Source organism: Tenacibaculum sp. M341, from assembly GCF_004337695.1.
GTDB lineage: Bacteria > Bacteroidota > Bacteroidia > Flavobacteriales > Flavobacteriaceae > Polaribacter.
In genome coordinates this window covers 1-16,907 of the sequence record NZ_SJXJ01000002.1, presented here as the reverse complement: position 1 = coordinate 16,907, position 16,907 = coordinate 1, and the positions used below count along the sequence as shown (strand labels likewise).

Below are 16,907 nucleotides of genomic sequence, written 5' to 3'. Positions count from 1 at the left end.
AATAATTATGGCTAACATAACTTTTATAACAAACAATAAAGAAAAGATAATATTAGAAGGAAACTCAGGCAATGTAATGCAATTAGCTGTAAACAATGGTGTACAAGGAATTGATGGTGATTGTGGTGGCGTTTGTTCTTGTGCTACTTGTCATGTTTTTGTTGCTGAAAAAGATATCGACAAAGTAGGTAAAGCTAGTAGTATTGAAGTTGACATGCTAGAGTTATCAGATGATGCCAATGAGTTTAGTCGCCTTTGTTGTCAAATTGAAATCACTGAAGCTATTGATGGTGTTGAATTAACCGTAGCTAAATAATTCCATTGGTATGTCAAACGATAAAACTTGTGTAATTATTGGCGCTAGCCATGCAGGAGTTAACGTAGCTTTTTCACTTCGAAAAGAAGGATGGAAAGGAAAAATTATTCTATTTGATAAAGATCCTAACATCCCATATCATAGACCTACACTTTCAAAGAAATATTTAGAGTTAGAAGATAGTATTGAGAACAATCTTTTAAAACCAAAAGAAAGCTATATAAATGATCGAATTGATTTAAAGTTAGGTATCTCGGTTATAGATATCAACTCTAAAGAACAATTTGTTTCTCTGGATGATAGTAGTACCCAAAACTATGACAAATTAGTTTTTGCTACAGGAGCTAGTGCTTTCATTCCCCCTATAAAAGGTATCAATAATAACAAAAACATTTTTAGCATTAGAAATGCAAAAGATGTAGATGGAATTCGTAAAGCTTTAAACACAAGTGCTTCAAAAAAAGTAGTTGTGATTGGCGGAGGTTATATAGGTTTAGAAACGGCTGCTTCATTACAAAAAATGGGTGCTAATGTTACTGTTTTAGAACGTGAAGAACGTATTTTAGCAAGGGTAACAACTCCTTATTTATCTGACTTCTTCAATAAGCTACATAAAACAAATAATGTAGCCATTCATACCAATAAAAATGTATGTGAAATTACCAACGATACAGTATTATGTGATGATAGTTCTTCATATGAAGCAGATATCATTATTATAGGCGTAGGTATTCGTGTGAATACTAAATTGGCTAAGCAAATAGGACTTAAAATTGAGGATGGTATTTGTGTAAATACCCAAACTGAAACTTCTCAAAAAAACATATATGCTATTGGTGATTGCTCTTATCACTATAATAGTTTTTACAATCGATTTATTCGATTAGAATCAGTTCAAAACGCTGTTGACCAAGCAAAAGTAGCCGCGAAAAATATTTGTGGTATAAATACAGAATACAAAACTTTACCTTGGTTTTGGTCAGATCAATACGATATAAAACTACAAATTGTAGGTTTAGCAACTGGATATGACAATAAAGTTGTTAGAATTGAAAATGATAAAAAATTCTCTATTTGGTATTTTAAAGGAAATCAACTTTTAGCCGTAGACTCCATAAACAATGCTAAATCATATGTTTTAGGTACAAAATACATAAAAACAAAAGCAGCAATTGATAAAATTGAATTAGCTAATCCTGAATCTGATTTAAAATCAATTGTTGTAATTAAACAAAATTAAAAACTAACAAAACAAAAATGAACCCTATTAAATGTAAAGCAGCAATCGCTCCTGGTGATGGAACTTTCAAAATTGAAGAAACCGAAATTCATGCACCTAAAGGCGATGAAATATTGGTGAAAATTAAAGCAGCTGCTATATGTCATACTGATTATGATTCATTAACATGGGGAATGCCTATTGTTATGGGACACGAAGGAGCAGGAATTGTAGAAGCTATTGGTGAAAAAGTTACAAAAGTAGCCGTTGGAGATGAAGTTATTTTAAACTGGGCTACCCCAAAATATGATAGTTTCCAATCTCAAATAGGAAATCAACATATTTGTGAATGTAATTCACCTGTAATTGCAAGTCACGCAGGTAAAATTTCAGGAGGACATCCAACCTTCGAATCAACTACTTGGAAAAACGAGCCTATAGAGCGTTCTTTTAATTTAGGTACATTTTCTGAATATGCATTGGTAAGATCTTCTGGTGTCGTAAAGAAGAACTCTACTAAAATGTCTATGGAGGCTGCTTCAACAATTGGTTGTGCAGTAATGACTGGGTGCGGTTCGGTTTTCAATACAGCTAAATTAGAATGGGGAAGTTCAGTAGTCGTACTAGGTACTGGAGGAATTGGTTTAAATGTAGTTCAAGCAGCAAGAATTTCTGGAGCAGTAAAAATTATCGCAATAGATATTAATGAAAAGCGTCTAGAAATGGCAAAGCAATTTGGTGCTACAGATGTTATTTTAGCGGATAGAGAAGACAAAGGTTTGTTAAAAGCTGCTGAAATTGTAAAAGGAATGACTAATGGTAGGGGTGCAGATTATGCTTTTGAGTGTACTGCTGTTCCTGCTTTGGGTGTAGCTCCTTTAGCCATGATTCGTAATGCAGGTACTGCGGTACAAGTTAGTGGTATTGAAGAAGAGATTATGGTAGACATGCGTTTGTTTGAATGGGATAAAATATATATAAATCCATTATACGGCGGTGCAAAACCTGATATTGATTTCCCTAAGTTTGAAGCATTGTACGATAAAGGTGATTTATTAATTGAAGAAATGATCACGCGTACTTATAAATTAGAGGATCTTCAGCAAGGTTTTGATGACATGCTTGCTGGACGCAATGCTAAAGGTGTCATCGTTTTTGACTAAAAATATGTGTTCTTTGAATAATCCCCATCTCCTTGAACTTTTCATCTGTAAATATTTCAAGGAGATATTTCTACTAAATCAAAAGTAAACCATCTTATCTTATGAACTCTAAATTCAGAACAATTGAAATTTCTAATCCAGAATTTGAATCTGATAACTTACGTTTTACCACTGTAAAAACTCCTAATCTAAAAGGAAGAGGAGACATTTGTGTTTATGTACCTAATGTTCAACTTACACCTGACATTCCTCTTGTCATACTTTTACATGGTGTATATGGTAGCGCTTGGATTTGGTCTCAAAAAGCTGGAGTTCATCGTACCGCTGAGCAAATGATTTCTGAGCAAAAAATACAACCTATGGTTATTGCAATGCCTTCTGATGGACTTTGGGGTGACGGTTCTGCTTATTTGTCTCACAATAATTTAAATTTCGAAAAATGGATCGCAGAAGATGTTATTAATGCTGTAAAAGAGGGCGTAAAAGAAGTTACTGATAATTCTAAAATCTTTATCAGCGGTCTTTCTATGGGAGGATATGGCGCTTTAAGAATAGGGGCTAAATATCCCAATATTTTTTCTGGTTTTTCTGGACTTAGTTCTATTACAGATTTGCCACAAATGAGTTTATTTGTTGAAGAAGACTTGGAGCATTACCAACAAACAACCTCTAAAGAAACGTCTGTCTTTGAAATTATTAAAAAGAATAAAAACTCCATTGCTCCATTCAGATTTGACTGTGGTGAAAATGACGAATTAATCGCTTACAATCGAAAATTACATGAAGAATTGTTACATCAAAATATACCACATATCTATGAAGAGTTTTCAGGAAAACATGAATGGTCTTATTGGGAACATAATATTAAACATAGTTTATTATTTTTTAATAAACTGCTGTCATAGAACTCAATAAGACTATACTTTTTTCTTTTTTGGTCTGAATGGTTTTATCACCTCTTCATTACACTCTAAAAAAGGGCCATTCATTAAATCTATACAATAAGGTATTGCAGGAAAAACTGCATCTAAACACTCTCTTATTGACTTTGGTTTTCCTGGTAAATTAACAATTAAACTTTCATTTCGAAGTCCAGCAGTTTGCCTCGAAAGAATAGCTGTTGGAACATATTTTAATGATTCAGCTCTCATTAGTTCTCCAAAACCTGGCATCATTCTATCGCATACAGCTTCGGTTGCCTCTGGAGTAACGTCTCTTTTTGCAGGACCAGTACCTCCTGTTGTTATTACCAAACAACAATTTTCTTCATCAACCATGCGAATTATTGTTTCTTCAATAACCTTTTGTTCATCAGGAATAACTTTATAATTTGCTTCCCAATCAGAAGTTAAATAATCATTTAACGTATCAATAATTGCTTTTCCACTTAAATCTTCATAAACCCCTGCACTTGCCCTATCGCTTACAGTAATAATTCCTATTTGAGCTACTAATTTGTTATTCATTTTAAATGATCTGTTGATAAATTTTCAGGTTGAAAGTTATTACACAAAGTAACACAAAAACGGTTTAAGATTACTCATAAACCGTTTCTTTTTATTTAATATTTAAAAGTGTTAATCTTCTAAAGGACGCGCTCTTGGTATTGACCAAGTATCTTCATAACCGAATCGCCATTCTAAGGTTGATAATTCTTCATCTGTTGCAAGACAACTATTTAGTTGCTCTATGATATTTTCTTTATCCATTTCTTGACCTATAAACACAAGTTCAATCTTTCTATCGCCAAAAGTTCTATCCCAAGTCTCTTCAATTATATCTTGATTATCTATGTAAGATGAAAATTGAATTCGTTGCTTCACAGGCATACTACTCCACCAAACTCCTGCACTATGTGCCTTTAAAGAACCTCCTGCTTGCCCCCAAACCAAAGCCTGATCTGATCTTGAAGCCAACCAAAACAATCCTTTACTTCTTATAATTGTATCTGGAAATTCATGAGCAAAATTTAAAAATCTTCTAGGGTCAAAAGGCTTTTTAGCTTTAAAAACAAAAGATGAAATTCCATATTCTTCCGTTTCGGGAGTATGTTCACCTTTCTGTAGTTCATCTATCCAACCTGCATTTTGCTGCGCTTCATCAAAATCAAATAATCCTGTATTTATAATTGTTTCAAGAGCTACCTTACTGTATTCCGATTCAATAATTCTGGCAGATGGATTTAAGTTATAAATAGCTCCTTTTAACGTTTTCAAATGTTCTTTAGTTACTAAATCTGTTTTATTTAAAATAATAACATTTGCAAACTCAACCTGATCAGTTAATAAATCGGCTATTGTTCTATAATCTTCCTCAATATCGGTCAACTCTCTATCCATTAATCTTTCTGGACTTCCAAAATCGTCAAAAAAGCTGAACGCATCTACAACAGTAACCATAGTATCAATATAACTGAAACGAGAAAGATCTATTCCGTTGTTATCATCTACAAACGAGAAAGTTTGAGCTACTGGAACAGGTTCACTAATTCCTGTACTTTCAATTAACAAATACTCAAAACGATCTTCTTTTGCTAAACGCTCTACCTCTACCATTAAATCTTCACGTAACGTACAACAAATGCAACCATTACTCATTTCTACTAATTTCTCTTCAGTACGTGATAAGGTATTTTCGCTCTTCACTAATTCAGCATCTACATTAACCTCACTCATATCATTCACAATAACAGCTACTTTTAGACCTTCTTTATTATGTAAAACATGATTGAGTAATGTTGTTTTTCCTGCTCCTAGAAAACCACTTAAAACTGTTACTGGAAGTTTTTTTTCTGTAATCATTTTAATAATTGATTCGTTATTTCATGTTCTTTATAAACTGAAGACTGTTTTCTTCTAAATCAAGCTCTCTATAAAAACAAGCTTTACGATGCTTACCTTCAGCATCGAAGGTATGACATACTCCGTTCCCTACTAAAGAAACTTGATAAACAAAGGCATCTTGATCACAATCAATCAATATTTTATCTATTTGAAGATAATCACCAGAAGTTTCTCCTTTTGTCCACAATTGATTACGAGAAGTACTCCAAAATGTAGCCATTTTAGTTTTTAATGTTTTAGATAAAGCTTCTTTATTTACAGAAGCCAACATTAATACTTGACCTGTATTTGTTTCTTGTACTGCAACAGGCAATAAACCTCCACGTTTTTCAAATTGTGGATTTAACTTTAATCCCTCTTCCAATTCAATTGTTAATTCCGATGTCATTTTAATTCTCTTTAAACTTGTGTCTGCTTTTTATTTTAAGAATTGATTGGTATCAATTCGAAATAATAATCTTTTCTCTATATGGTGTTCAATCATTGGACTTTTATGAACTACTGCATTCTCATTATTTTCTGGATATTTTGTCCCTTTTAAAATGATTACTGAGCCTGTTTCTGCTTCTTTTATTTTACTTTCATCAACAACAATCATATCGTTTCCTGCCCTATTTTTCAATGCTTCTTTATTAATGTTATCATCAGTAAGCCATAAAGTTCCTAAACCTTCATAAGTGCATAATAATCTTAAATCGTTAGCATCTGCATGGAACTTTCTACACATATTAGTTTGTACAGTTCCTAATAAAAATCTAAAACTACTTGCATTAGTAACTTCCTTGAAAAGAGATAATAAATACTCGATATCTTTAAAAATTATTGGAAACTTATCTACAGAAATAACCTCTTTCATTTTACTCAATATTATTTCTTTATTTCCAGATAAATTAAGATGAATATCTGCATTTAATAAAGTATTAATTTCCTCTTCAAACTCATGTATAGCTCTATTCCATATTGTTATATTCACGTTTTTCTCATGAATATTTTTGTGTACTTCTGGACAATCTCCTTCTATCCAATTTTTAGTTATACTTATTGTTTTCATAAAACTCTTAAAAGAACTTATTAAGTAAAATCAATACTAATATTTATGACTTTGCTAGCTAATACATAACTTAGATTAAATCTCTCCAAAAATAAACAATCCTTATTAAATGCAATTTAATCGCAATAACAATTCAATACTTTATTTTAAATTACCGAAAGACTTATAAAACCTACAATTGCATACTATTTAAGCACTTACAAAAATATTTTTTTTGAAATCATACTTTTTTTTGTAGTTTTGCAGACGTTAATAGATTTTAAAATGAAATTATTTACAAAAAACATCAATGTAACTGCCTTAAACAGAGCTATCAGAGCTGTGTACTATGGTAGTATTGAAAAACAAGTCTAGACGAAGAATTTCTATATATATAATAAATTAAGACCTTTCGTTTAGAAAGGTTTTTTTGTACTACCTACTCAGCAAATTACAATTTCAATTTATAACAAAAACATTAATTTATTATTTATGATGCTACAATTTAACATACTATTTTTTTCTATCCTAAATACTTGGGAGAGGTAGCTATTGTTTTTGTTTAACTCATATAGAAGCCTCCATTTTGGGGGCTTTTTTTATTAATTATTAATTTTAGAAAGATGAAAAAGACATTAAATTTAAGAAATATAGGAATTATTGCTCACGTAGATGCTGGTAAAACAACTGTAACAGAGCGCATATTATATTACACCGGACTTATACATAAATTAGGAAATGTAGATGATGGAAATACCGTTACCGATAGTGATCCGCAAGAATCAAAAAGAGGTATTACTATTTCTTCGTCTGCTATTTCTACACAATGGTCTTTAAATGAAGATTTATATGACATTAATATTATAGATACTCCTGGTCACGTTGATTTTGCTGTTGAAGTAGAACGTTCTCTAAGAGTTTTAGACGGAGCCATTGCTGTTTTTTGTGGAGCTTCTGGTGTACAATCTCAATCTGAATCTGTATGGACTCAATCTGACAAATATGAAGTTGCCAAGATTGGATTTATAAATAAAATGGACAGAATAGGTGCTGATTTTGATAAAACAGTTCAGCAAATAGAAGATACTTTTAGTGTAGATACATTAGTTATTCAAATACCTATTGGTAGTGGAGATGATTTTGAAGGTATTATAGATATTATTACTGAAAAAGCAATGTATTGGAATACTTCTGATTCTGGAAACACATGGAGAAATGAAGCTATACCTGAAGATTATATCACTATTGTTCAGAAAAGTAAAGCCGAATTATTAGAAAAAATAGCTGGATATGATGATGAATTTATGGAAGCATATATTGAAGAACGTGAAATTTCAGAAAGCATGATTCATAAGGCTATTCGTAATATCACTTTACAAAGAAATGCTATTGCCATTCTATGTGGTTCTGCTTTTAGAAACATTGGAGTACAACCTTTGTTAAATGCGGTAGGTAGATATTTACCTTCTCCTTTAGATATTGAAACTGTTACTGGTTATCATCCTGATGAAGATGAAGCTAAAATAAGACAACGAAAAGAGGATGAAATTTGTACAGGCTTTGTATTTAAAGTATTAACAGATAAATATGTTGGAAAATTAGCCATGGTTCGATTATATGCAGGAGCTGTTTCTTCTGGTAGTTTCTTGTTAAACACTAGAACTGGTAAAAAAGAAAGAGTAAGTCGTATCATACGAATTCAGGCTGATAAAATGGACGAAATGAGTACAGCCGTTGCTGGAGATATTTGTGGTTTAATTGGTGTTAAAGATGTTACTACTGGTGATACTTTAACAGCTCTTAATGAACCTTTTGTTTTGGAAGCTATTCAATTTCCAGAACCTGTAATTAGCTTAGCTATTGAACCTAAATCTAAAAATGATGAGAAGAAATTTGTAGATGCTTTGGTTAAAATAGCTAGTGAAGATCCTTCTTTAAAAGTAAAAATTGATCAGCAAACTGGTCAAACTTTATTACAAGGAATGGGTGAATTACATTTAGAGGTTCGTATGGAAGCTTTAAGAGCTCAATTTGGAATTGAAGTAAATCAAGGTGATCCTAAAGTTTCTTATAGAGAGCAATTAACAGCCACTGTTTCACATAGAGAAGTTTTTAAAAAACAATCTGGTGGAGATGGGCAATATGCTGATATTTCTTTTGAAATTGGTCCGAGAGATGACAATGAAAAAGGTCTTTTGTTTATTGATAAAATAAAAGGTGGAGTTATTCCTAGAGAATTCATTTCTAATGTAGAAAAAGGATTTATTGAAGCCATGAAAAATGGTATTCTTTTAGGATATCCTATTGAAAGTATGAAAGTTGTTCTTTTTGACGGTGGAACACATGAACAAGATTCTCATGGTTATGATTTTGAAATCGCTGCAATGCATGGGTTTAAAGCTGCTGCTCAAAAAGCAAAAGCTGAATTATTAGAACCTATAATGATTGCCGATATTAGCTGTCCTGATGAATATTTAGGTAAAATTACTGGAGATATTAATCGCAGAAGAGGAATCATAAAATCTATTGAAGGCGAACAGAAACAAAAGATTGTTGCCGAAATACCTTTAAAAGAAACCTTTGGGTATATTTCAACAATTAGAACGCTTACAAGCGGTAGAGGATCTGTAAATCTTCATATGGATTCTTACAAACCTGTTCCGAAAGGAATTTTAGAATCAATGTAGACATTAAAAAAGGCTATCTATTTTTATAGATAGTCTTTTGCTTTTATATACTAATTTTAGTAACATTAAAAACCAAACCCACTCAAATGAGTGGGTTTGGAAAATTGCTATGAAAAAGAAAAACTATCTCCAAACGTCTCTGGAGAAAAGTATTTTTGATATTATTGATTACTCAAACTTCATATTCTTAAATTTGTATTTATTTTTTAAATGCAGGAAGAGTTGTAACCACAAACTCACTCCTTCCTGCATTTTGTAAACAATCCCCTATTTACTGTATTGTTTTGGTTATTATTATTTTGACTTCTTTTTTTTAAAGAGGTTTAATCTTTACCTATAAAAAGCCTGCATTTTCACTTATTTTTAACATATCGATTAATTACAAACGTGTGTTTTTAAATATTTGTAAACACATATTCATCACTATTACGCATTTTATTGAAATAATACTTATTGAGTATTACAGGAACATTTAAATAAGGAAATTTAACCTTGAAATTATTATTTTCTTTACCTAAGAATTTTACTTTAGTTTTTTCCATAATCTAGATTTTTAAGTTTTTTAAAAATTAATAATTCATAAAATCTTCTTCTAAATAAACTACCAATCTTATACCAATTGTAATTGAATGTCAAAGTGACCATCAACTGTTAATCATCCGTTAAAACGATTTTACTTTTTAAAAGAATATTAACAATTGAACTGTCATTTTTTCCTTCTTAAAAACCTAAAACTCTTTTTAAACCTAATGCAATATTTCTTTCCATGATTGAAAGTTCATTATCGGCATAAAAAACTTTTCGTATCTCATCAAATAGTGATTGTATTTGATCTTTTGTGTAATTCAAATCTTTAACTGTGTTGCTAATTTTCTGAATACTCTCAAAATCATTGTCTTTCGAAAATTCTTCTACCATTTTTTCATAAATACTTTCATTTACAGAACTAAGTATTGTTTCAACTTCTTTATCAATCACTTTCACATCAGCATTCATACAATAAATCAATGTATAAGCTTTTAACTCTTCGTGATTCCAATTTGTTTTAATTTTTGTTAGTGCTTCCATAATTTTAACGTTTTCTGGTGAATACAATTCAAAATTAAACCAATGATAAACAAAGAACTATGACAATTATCATTTTGTGAAATTTAAATTCTCGAGTGTGGTCTCTAATTTTTCTATAATCAACAACTCAGATTTATTTGTTCCTCTAAACGCATTTGCTATAAGAGAACATGTTTCTATAATCAACTTTTTTACCTGACTTGTAAAAAAATAAGGATAGTTATAGTAATACGTTACAAAATCATCAAAACAATCATCAGCTGTAGCATTCTTACTATGTAACCAATCAAAAACAATTTCTATTTGATAAGCTGTATCAGTACCAAAAACATCATATGTTTCATCTATCATTAACCACTTATCTTTTACTACTTTTTTTAATACCTTTACTTCATTTACATGAATAACATGGTCAGCTTTGGCTACTGCATAAAACACCTTAGCTATATTTTGATAAAACTTTATGTTTAACTTATTTGTTTCCATCATACTTATATGTTCTAGTCAAAATTACAAAGCAACTAAGGCTTAATAAATGATAAATATCAGTTATAGTATCGCAATAAAATTTATCTTTATGTAAAATTCATTTTATGATTAACAAAGAAGGTAAGATTATTTTTGACACCCTTTTTGAAGCTGTATCTGAAGCTGTTATTGTTGTTGATAACACTCAAAAAATCAAAGCGATTAACTCATCTGCTGAAGAAATGTTTGGTTATAATACCGACGAATTGATTGATGAACACTTAGATATTCTTATTCCTAAAAAATATAAAAAAGATCATGACAAACATGTGAGTTCTTTTTTAAAAGCTAGACAAAAAAGACAAATGGGACATGGAAGAGATTTATATGCGGCTCATAAAAACGGAAACGTTTTTCCTATTGAAGCTGGATTAAATCCTTTTGAAATTCAAGGAGAAAAATACATCATGGCTTTGATAATAGATATTTCTTTGAGAAAACACCAAGAACTTGAAATTCTTGAATTAAATACCAAGCTAGAAAACAAAGTAATAGAACGTACCAAAAGCTTAAGTAAAACAGTTGATGAACTTGAAAAGATGAATCAACAGCTTGATGATGAAAACCAAAAAAGGATTGCTGCAGAAAACAAAGTTAAAACCGCTTTAAAAAGAGAAAGAGAATTAAACGAACTTAAAACCAAATTTTTATCGTTAGTATCTCATGAATTTAAAACTCCTTTAAGTGGAATTTTAACGTCTACAATGTTATTATCAAAATATAAACTTACTGAACAACAAGAAAGAAGAGAAAAACATCTTTCTGTAATAAAAAATAAGGTTCATTATTTAAATAATATTTTAAATGATTTCTTATCTGTAGAAAAATTAGAAAAAGGTGAAATAAAATATAACATCACAACTTTTGATTTAGACAACGTAATTAAAGAAGCAATTACTAGTGTAAATCTTATTCTTAAACCTGGTCAACAAGTTTCTTGTTCATCTAATTTAGAAAACATTACACTAACACAAGATCAAAAAATATTAGACCTTACTTTTTCCAATTTATTAAGTAATGCTGTAAAATATTCGTCAGAAAGCACGTCCATTACCATTACGGTTTCTCAAACTCCAACAAATACTATTATTAATGTGAAAGATGAAGGTTTTGGAATTCCTGAAAAAGATCAAAAAAACATTTTTCAACGTTATTTTAGAGCCGAAAATGTGTTATTAAATCAAGGTACTGGTATTGGTTTAAACATAGTTAAAAGTCATTTAGAAAATTTAGGCGGATCTATATCATTTATAAGTGAAGAAAATGTTGGTTCAACCTTTACCGTTAACATCCCTAACAAAGCTGAAATATGAAAAAAATACTACTTATTGAAGACGATGTAACTTTAAGAGAAAATACAGCTGAATTATTAGAACTTACCGATAATTATGATGTAATTACCGCTGCCAATGGTAAATTAGGTATTACAGCAGCAATAAATGAATTACCAGATATTATTATTTGTGATATTATGATGCCTGAAGTAGATGGCTACGGTGTTTTAGAAACATTATCTAAAAACCCAAAAACACAATTTATTCCTTTCATTTTTCTTTCTGCTAAAACCGAACGAAGTGATGTTAGAAAAGGAATGAACTTAGGTGCAGATGATTATATTACCAAACCTTTTACCGAAGAAGAACTGATAAGTGCTATTGAAAGCAGATTAGCCAAATCGTCTATTTTACAAGAACAAAGACTTCAAATAACTGAAAAAACTGTTAGTGAAGAGGAAGAACTAAGAGACTTAAACGATTTAAAAAACTTTTTTGATGATAATGGTACCTCTTTTTCATTTCAAAAAGAAGCACAAGTTTACGCAGAAGGAGATAATTCAAATTACATTTATTTAGTTACTAAAGGAACTATAAAATGCTCTAAACTTAATGAACAAGGAAAAGTATTAACCACTTCCTTACACAAGGAAGATGATTTATTTGGCTACACTTCTTTTCTTCAAAACATACCTTATCAAGAGACCGCTATTGCTATTGAAGCAACTCAATTAGTTGGTGTTAAAAAATCTACTTTAATAGAAGTATTACACAAAAACCATAAAGTTGTATTGGCTTTGGTTGATTTACTAGCGGATAATTTAAAAGATGTAAAAGAGCAGTTGTTAGACATGGCATACAACTCGGTGCACAAAAAAACTGCCGATACTTTATTAAAGTTTGCTGAAAGAATGAATAAAAATCCTGATGATATTATTAGAATAGCCAGACACGATTTAGCTAGTGTTGCTGGTATTGCTACAGAAACTTTAATACGAAGTATTTCTAAATTAAAAAAACAAGGAATTATAGAAATTGAAGGACGTAATATTAAAATAATAGATCTTAAAGCCTTAAAAATGGTAGAGTAATCTATCCTACTGTTTAACATGACCAATGTCATAGTTTTCTTTCAGAGCGATCTATAATTTTACATTGTAAATATTAAATCTCTCTACAATGAAAAAAATAATAGTACCCGTAGATTTCTCTTTGAATTCAGAAAACGCTTTAAGAACAGCTTCATATTTTGCTAAAAAACATGAAGCAGAAATTATTGTTGTACATATGCTAGAATTATCTAGCGCAGTAATGACTGTATCTCAATCGTATATTAAAGAACAAGCAGCTTTTCAGTTTAAAATAGCAGAACAAAAATTCAATGATTTTTTAAACAAACCATACATCTCTAACATAAAAGTAACTCCTATAATTCATCATTATAAAAGTTTTACAGACTTTCATAAAATAGCGATTGAAGAAAATGCTGATATTATTATTATGTCATCTCAAGGTGTTTCTGGAATAAGAGAAATATTTGTTGGATCAAATACTGAGGTGGTTGTTAGAAACTCAACCATACCTGTATTAGTAATAAAAGGTTTACCAATTTCAAACACCTTTAAAAAAGCGATTTTTGCTTGTGATTTTTCTGATGATTTTATTGAACCTTACAAGCAAGCTAAACAAATTTTAGATCTTTTTGAATGCGACTTACAATTGGTATATGTTAATACACCTGGAACTAAATTTAGAACTACTAAGGAAAAAGAAGAGAGAATTACACGATTTTTAAATAAAATCAGTATCCAAAATGAAAAACATCCTAAAACAGTAGAAGTATCAGACTTTAATATTGAAGATGGTATTTTAGAGTACGCAAGATCTAATAATAACGATTTAATTGTAATGCCTACACATGGTAAACATGGGATAGAACACTTTTTTGAAGGAAGTATTGCTGAAGATGTCGTAAATCATGCTTCACTACCTGTACTAACAATTAAAATATAACAACTTTCAAAAAAATAGTATGCAAAAAAGAGAACTTGTGTCTGAAATCATGACTCACAATGTTTTTACATTAAATCCTGAAGATAATTTAACCAAAGCTGAAGAATTATTTGAACGCTATCAAATAAGACATTTACCTGTGGTTGAAAACAACAAAATCATTGGAATGTTAAGTTATACTGATTTAATGAGAGTAAGTTGTACTGAAGCTGTACAGAAATATCAAACAGAAGTAGATGTGGTACTACAACCTATTTTCACTGTAAAACAAGTAATGACAGAGAATGTGACCTTTGTAAATAGTAAAAATACTATAAAACATGCAGCACAAATGTTATCAGAAAAAAAATTCCATGCATTACCAGTTGTTGACAATGGTATTTTAATTGGCATAATTAGCACCACTGACTTAGCTAAAGAACTTGCCAATAAATACTGATAAACTACTACAATTCATACCATCAAAAAGCATCGCTATTTGCGATGCTTTTTACTATTTATAAACACTTATTAAAACTAATAATTCCCAAAACGTATAAGTTTAATACCAAAAAGTTTAATTTTAAAATTTACTACTGAAGGTAACTTTGCATCCTATAAATTAAAGAGTTATTTTTTCTGTAAAAAACATAATGTTATAATCGAGAAAATAAAACTCGTTTAAAACTAAAATGAAAACGATACGTAAAATCATAAAAAGAATGTTAGTATTTATAGGAATAGTTGTAACTGTTATAGTATTTACCGGAGTTTTGTTTGTAAACTTAAGTCCACAATTTGGAGGAAGTGCTTCTAAAGAACAACAAAAAAAATATGCTAAATCTCCAAACAATAAAGATGGAAAGTTTGTAAACTTAGGTGGAGTTAAACAAGAAATGAGTGCTGGCGATATCTTTAAAGCTATTGGAGGCATGTTTAAAAGCATCCCAAATGCTTTACCTAAATCAGCAATCCAAATTCAGAAAACAGACTCTATAAATATCGCAGATTATAAAAGCTCAAAAACTCGTTTTATTTGGTTTGGTCATTCGGCTTTTTTATTTCAAATAGAAGGAAAAAATATTTTGATAGATCCTATGTTTAGTGATGTTCCTGCACCTCATCCATTATTAGGAAATAAGCGTTTCAGTAAAGAATTACCAATTGAAATTGAAAAACTATCAAAAATAGATGCTGTTTTAATATCTCATGATCATTATGATCATTTAGACTACGAGTCTATCAAAAAATTAAAGCATAAAGTTGATAAGTTTTTTACGCTGTTAGGCTTAAGCAATCATTTAAAAACTTGGGGAGTTAAAGAAGATAAAATTACCGAGCTTGATTGGTGGCAAGAAACGACTTTTGAAAACTTAACTTTTGTAAGTACTCCATCTCAACATTTTTCAGGAAGAGGATTAGGTGATAGAGATAAAACACTATGGTGCTCTTGGATAGTAAAATCTGAAAACGAAAAAATATTCTTTAGTGGAGACAGTGGATATGGACCTCATTTTAAAGAAATAGGAAACATTCATGGTCCTTTTGATTTTGCCATGATGGAATGTGGACAATACAACGAGCTATGGTCAGAAATTCATATGTTTCCTGAAGAAACAGCTCAAGCTAGCATTGATATAAAGGCAAAAAAAATGATGCCAATACACTGGGGCGCCTTCAAATTAGCACAACACTCATGGACCGACCCTATACAGAGAGTTGTTAAAAAAGCAGAAGAACTTAATGTAGCCTTGATAATTCCTGAAATAGGAAAATCGATAATTTTAGAAGATGAAACCCTAGAACAAACAAACTGGTGGTCTAAGTACTAAATAAACAGTAAATTTAAATGTTTTTAAAATTGTAAATAATGCCAAGTTTTAAATTTGATAATATTAGTGATTTTCATGCTTATTTTAATTTACAAGCTCCAGAGAACCCACTATTTAGTATAATGCACAATCAACTTGATGAAAATGAGAAAGCAAATTGTGAGGCATATGCACTAGATGAACCTATAGAAACCAATTGTCAATTTTATACTATCAGTCTTAAAAATATAATTTCTGGAGAAATTTCATACGGCAGAACAAAATATGATTGTACAAACGGATCTTTATTATTTACAGCACCAAATCAAACTCTATCATTTAATAATATAACTTACAGTTCTGAGAGTTTTCATATTGCTTTTCACAAAGATTACATTAGAACTTTTCCTATTTATGAAGAAATTAAAAAGTATAATTTCTTTAACTACAATGTAAACGAAGCCCTGCACCTATCTCCTAAAGAAGAACAAATAATAAAAGATATTTTTAAAAGCATTCAAATAGAATATCATAACAATCAGGATGAGTTTAGTAAAAAAATTATTATTTCTCAATTAGAAACATTGTTAAACTATGCAGATCGTTTTTATAAAAGGCAATTTTTGAATCGTGCTGATATTAACAAAACTCTTATCACTAAATTTAAAGAAATTTTAAATACTTACTTTGACAATAATTTGTTTGCTGAAGAAGGTATACCAACTGTTGAATGGATGGCTCAACAATTAAATGTTAGTCATCGCTACATGAGCGATACTATAAAAATAGAAACTGGTACTACTACTAAAGATCAAATTAATTTATTTTTAGTAGAAGAAGCTAAAAACTTATTACGGATCAATCCCAAAAGTTGTGTGTGAATTAAAATAGAATGTTGATTTTTGTAAAAAATAGATTATTACTTGGAATTATCACTAGAGGTTTTAAAATTTATACTACCAGAGTTATTAATTAC

At 30.2% G+C, this 16,907-nt stretch carries 18 protein-coding genes; 11 read left to right on the top strand and 7 right to left on the bottom strand.

Translation table 11 applies throughout. From position 1 onward, the window contains the following. Positions 1-7 precede the first annotated feature (7 nt). The 4 genes from EYW44_RS02065 (at position 8) to EYW44_RS02050 (ending at position 3,603) form a co-directional block, all read left to right on the top strand. On the top strand, positions 8-316 hold the full coding sequence (locus EYW44_RS02065; protein ID WP_132721922.1) for a 2Fe-2S iron-sulfur cluster-binding protein: 309 nt from the start codon (positions 8-10) through the stop codon (positions 314-316). Positions 317-326: 10 nt separating this feature from the next. Beyond that, positions 327-1,556, top strand: a complete 1,230-nt coding sequence (locus EYW44_RS02060; RefSeq protein WP_132721920.1) for an NAD(P)/FAD-dependent oxidoreductase — start codon at positions 327-329, stop codon at positions 1,554-1,556. Positions 1,557-1,573: 17 nt separating this feature from the next. Continuing rightward, on the top strand, positions 1,574-2,698 hold the full coding sequence (locus EYW44_RS02055; protein ID WP_132721918.1) for a zinc-binding dehydrogenase: 1,125 nt from the start codon (positions 1,574-1,576) through the stop codon (positions 2,696-2,698). A 101-nt stretch (positions 2,699-2,799) separates the two neighbouring features. Next, complete coding sequence (locus tag EYW44_RS02050; protein ID WP_132721916.1) at positions 2,800-3,603, top strand: alpha/beta hydrolase; 804 nt, start codon at positions 2,800-2,802, stop codon at positions 3,601-3,603. Positions 3,604-3,615: 12 nt separating this feature from the next. On the opposite strand, the gene mog is transcribed toward EYW44_RS02050, so the two are convergent. From mog to EYW44_RS02030, 4 genes are all read right to left on the bottom strand, one after another. Further along, entirely contained in the window at positions 3,616-4,164 is a 549-nt protein-coding gene (mog, locus tag EYW44_RS02045; protein ID WP_132721914.1) for a molybdopterin adenylyltransferase, read from the bottom strand. A gap of 111 nt (positions 4,165-4,275) precedes the next feature. Beyond that, the gene (locus EYW44_RS02040) at positions 4,276-5,499 is read right to left on the bottom strand and encodes a GTP-binding protein (RefSeq protein ID WP_132721912.1); all 1,224 of its coding nucleotides are present in this window, start codon (positions 5,497-5,499) and stop codon (positions 4,276-4,278) included. Positions 5,500-5,515: 16 nt separating this feature from the next. Further along, positions 5,516-5,929 (bottom strand): phosphoribosyl-AMP cyclohydrolase, encoded by a 414-nt coding sequence (locus tag EYW44_RS02035; RefSeq protein ID WP_132721910.1) that lies wholly within the window; start codon positions 5,927-5,929, stop codon positions 5,516-5,518. Between the two features lie 30 nt (positions 5,930-5,959). Next, positions 5,960-6,592 (bottom strand): DUF1826 domain-containing protein, encoded by a 633-nt coding sequence (locus tag EYW44_RS02030; protein ID WP_132721908.1) that lies wholly within the window; start codon positions 6,590-6,592, stop codon positions 5,960-5,962. Between the two features lie 602 nt (positions 6,593-7,194). Here EYW44_RS02030 and fusA point away from each other — a divergent pair. Beyond that, on the top strand, positions 7,195-9,258 hold the full coding sequence (fusA, locus tag EYW44_RS02025; RefSeq protein ID WP_132721906.1) for an elongation factor G: 2,064 nt from the start codon (positions 7,195-7,197) through the stop codon (positions 9,256-9,258). Between the two features lie 395 nt (positions 9,259-9,653). On the opposite strand, the gene EYW44_RS22065 is transcribed toward fusA, so the two are convergent. The 3 genes from EYW44_RS22065 to EYW44_RS02015 all read right to left on the bottom strand — a co-directional run bounded on the left by EYW44_RS22065 (position 9,654) and on the right by EYW44_RS02015 (position 10,812). After that, positions 9,654-9,800, bottom strand: coding sequence for a hypothetical protein (locus EYW44_RS22065; RefSeq protein ID WP_165872138.1), 147 nt, complete (start codon positions 9,798-9,800; stop codon positions 9,654-9,656). Positions 9,801-9,978: 178 nt separating this feature from the next. Further along, positions 9,979-10,326: a hypothetical protein gene (locus EYW44_RS02020; RefSeq protein ID WP_132721904.1), complete on the bottom strand. Its 348-nt coding sequence runs from the start codon at positions 10,324-10,326 to the stop codon at positions 9,979-9,981. Between the two features lie 69 nt (positions 10,327-10,395). Continuing rightward, on the bottom strand, positions 10,396-10,812 hold the full coding sequence (locus EYW44_RS02015) for a hypothetical protein (protein WP_132721902.1): 417 nt from the start codon (positions 10,810-10,812) through the stop codon (positions 10,396-10,398). 107 nt (positions 10,813-10,919) lie between these two features. Between EYW44_RS02015 and EYW44_RS02010 the strand changes: the two genes are divergently transcribed. The 6 genes from EYW44_RS02010 to EYW44_RS01985 all read left to right on the top strand — a co-directional run bounded on the left by EYW44_RS02010 (position 10,920) and on the right by EYW44_RS01985 (position 16,812). Next, the gene (locus EYW44_RS02010) at positions 10,920-12,167 is read left to right on the top strand and encodes a PAS domain-containing sensor histidine kinase (RefSeq protein ID WP_132721900.1); all 1,248 of its coding nucleotides are present in this window, start codon (positions 10,920-10,922) and stop codon (positions 12,165-12,167) included. Then, entirely contained in the window at positions 12,164-13,219 is a 1,056-nt protein-coding gene (locus EYW44_RS02005; protein WP_132721898.1) for a response regulator, read from the top strand. Before EYW44_RS02010 ends, EYW44_RS02005 begins: the two co-directional genes overlap by 4 nt. A gap of 88 nt (positions 13,220-13,307) precedes the next feature. Further along, positions 13,308-14,141, top strand: a complete 834-nt coding sequence (locus EYW44_RS02000; protein WP_132721896.1) for a universal stress protein — start codon at positions 13,308-13,310, stop codon at positions 14,139-14,141. A 19-nt stretch (positions 14,142-14,160) separates the two neighbouring features. Next, positions 14,161-14,580 (top strand): CBS domain-containing protein, encoded by a 420-nt coding sequence (locus EYW44_RS01995; protein ID WP_132721894.1) that lies wholly within the window; start codon positions 14,161-14,163, stop codon positions 14,578-14,580. 262 nt (positions 14,581-14,842) lie between these two features. Beyond that, a complete protein-coding gene (locus tag EYW44_RS01990) occupies positions 14,843-15,952 on the top strand; it encodes an MBL fold metallo-hydrolase (RefSeq protein ID WP_132721892.1) in 1,110 nt (369 codons plus the stop codon). A gap of 38 nt (positions 15,953-15,990) precedes the next feature. Next, positions 15,991-16,812, top strand: a complete 822-nt coding sequence (locus EYW44_RS01985) for a helix-turn-helix domain-containing protein (RefSeq protein WP_132721890.1) — start codon at positions 15,991-15,993, stop codon at positions 16,810-16,812. Positions 16,813-16,907: the final 95 nt, after the last annotated feature.

Excerpts from the sequence above, each read along its gene's own strand:
- EYW44_RS02065 (WP_132721922.1), top strand. The coding sequence starts at position 8 with ATGGCTAACATAACTTTTATAACAAACAATAAAGAAAAGATAATATTA.
- EYW44_RS02060 (WP_132721920.1), top strand. The coding sequence starts at position 327 with ATGTCAAACGATAAAACTTGTGTAATTATTGGCGCTAGCCATGCAGGA.
- EYW44_RS02055 (WP_132721918.1), top strand. The coding sequence starts at position 1,574 with ATGAACCCTATTAAATGTAAAGCAGCAATCGCTCCTGGTGATGGAACT.
- EYW44_RS02050 (WP_132721916.1), top strand. The coding sequence starts at position 2,800 with ATGAACTCTAAATTCAGAACAATTGAAATTTCTAATCCAGAATTTGAA.
- mog (WP_132721914.1), bottom strand. The coding sequence starts at position 4,164 with ATGAATAACAAATTAGTAGCTCAAATAGGAATTATTACTGTAAGCGAT.
- EYW44_RS02040 (WP_132721912.1), bottom strand. The coding sequence starts at position 5,499 with ATGATTACAGAAAAAAAACTTCCAGTAACAGTTTTAAGTGGTTTTCTA.
- EYW44_RS02035 (WP_132721910.1), bottom strand. The coding sequence starts at position 5,929 with ATGACATCGGAATTAACAATTGAATTGGAAGAGGGATTAAAGTTAAAT.
- EYW44_RS02030 (WP_132721908.1), bottom strand. The coding sequence starts at position 6,592 with ATGAAAACAATAAGTATAACTAAAAATTGGATAGAAGGAGATTGTCCA.
- fusA (WP_132721906.1), top strand. The coding sequence starts at position 7,195 with ATGAAAAAGACATTAAATTTAAGAAATATAGGAATTATTGCTCACGTA.
- EYW44_RS22065 (WP_165872138.1), bottom strand. The coding sequence starts at position 9,800 with ATGGAAAAAACTAAAGTAAAATTCTTAGGTAAAGAAAATAATAATTTC.
- EYW44_RS02020 (WP_132721904.1), bottom strand. The coding sequence starts at position 10,326 with ATGGAAGCACTAACAAAAATTAAAACAAATTGGAATCACGAAGAGTTA.
- EYW44_RS02015 (WP_132721902.1), bottom strand. The coding sequence starts at position 10,812 with ATGGAAACAAATAAGTTAAACATAAAGTTTTATCAAAATATAGCTAAG.
- EYW44_RS02010 (WP_132721900.1), top strand. The coding sequence starts at position 10,920 with ATGATTAACAAAGAAGGTAAGATTATTTTTGACACCCTTTTTGAAGCT.
- EYW44_RS02005 (WP_132721898.1), top strand. The coding sequence starts at position 12,164 with ATGAAAAAAATACTACTTATTGAAGACGATGTAACTTTAAGAGAAAAT.
- EYW44_RS02000 (WP_132721896.1), top strand. The coding sequence starts at position 13,308 with ATGAAAAAAATAATAGTACCCGTAGATTTCTCTTTGAATTCAGAAAAC.
- EYW44_RS01995 (WP_132721894.1), top strand. The coding sequence starts at position 14,161 with ATGCAAAAAAGAGAACTTGTGTCTGAAATCATGACTCACAATGTTTTT.
- EYW44_RS01990 (WP_132721892.1), top strand. The coding sequence starts at position 14,843 with ATGTTAGTATTTATAGGAATAGTTGTAACTGTTATAGTATTTACCGGA.
- EYW44_RS01985 (WP_132721890.1), top strand. The coding sequence starts at position 15,991 with ATGCCAAGTTTTAAATTTGATAATATTAGTGATTTTCATGCTTATTTT.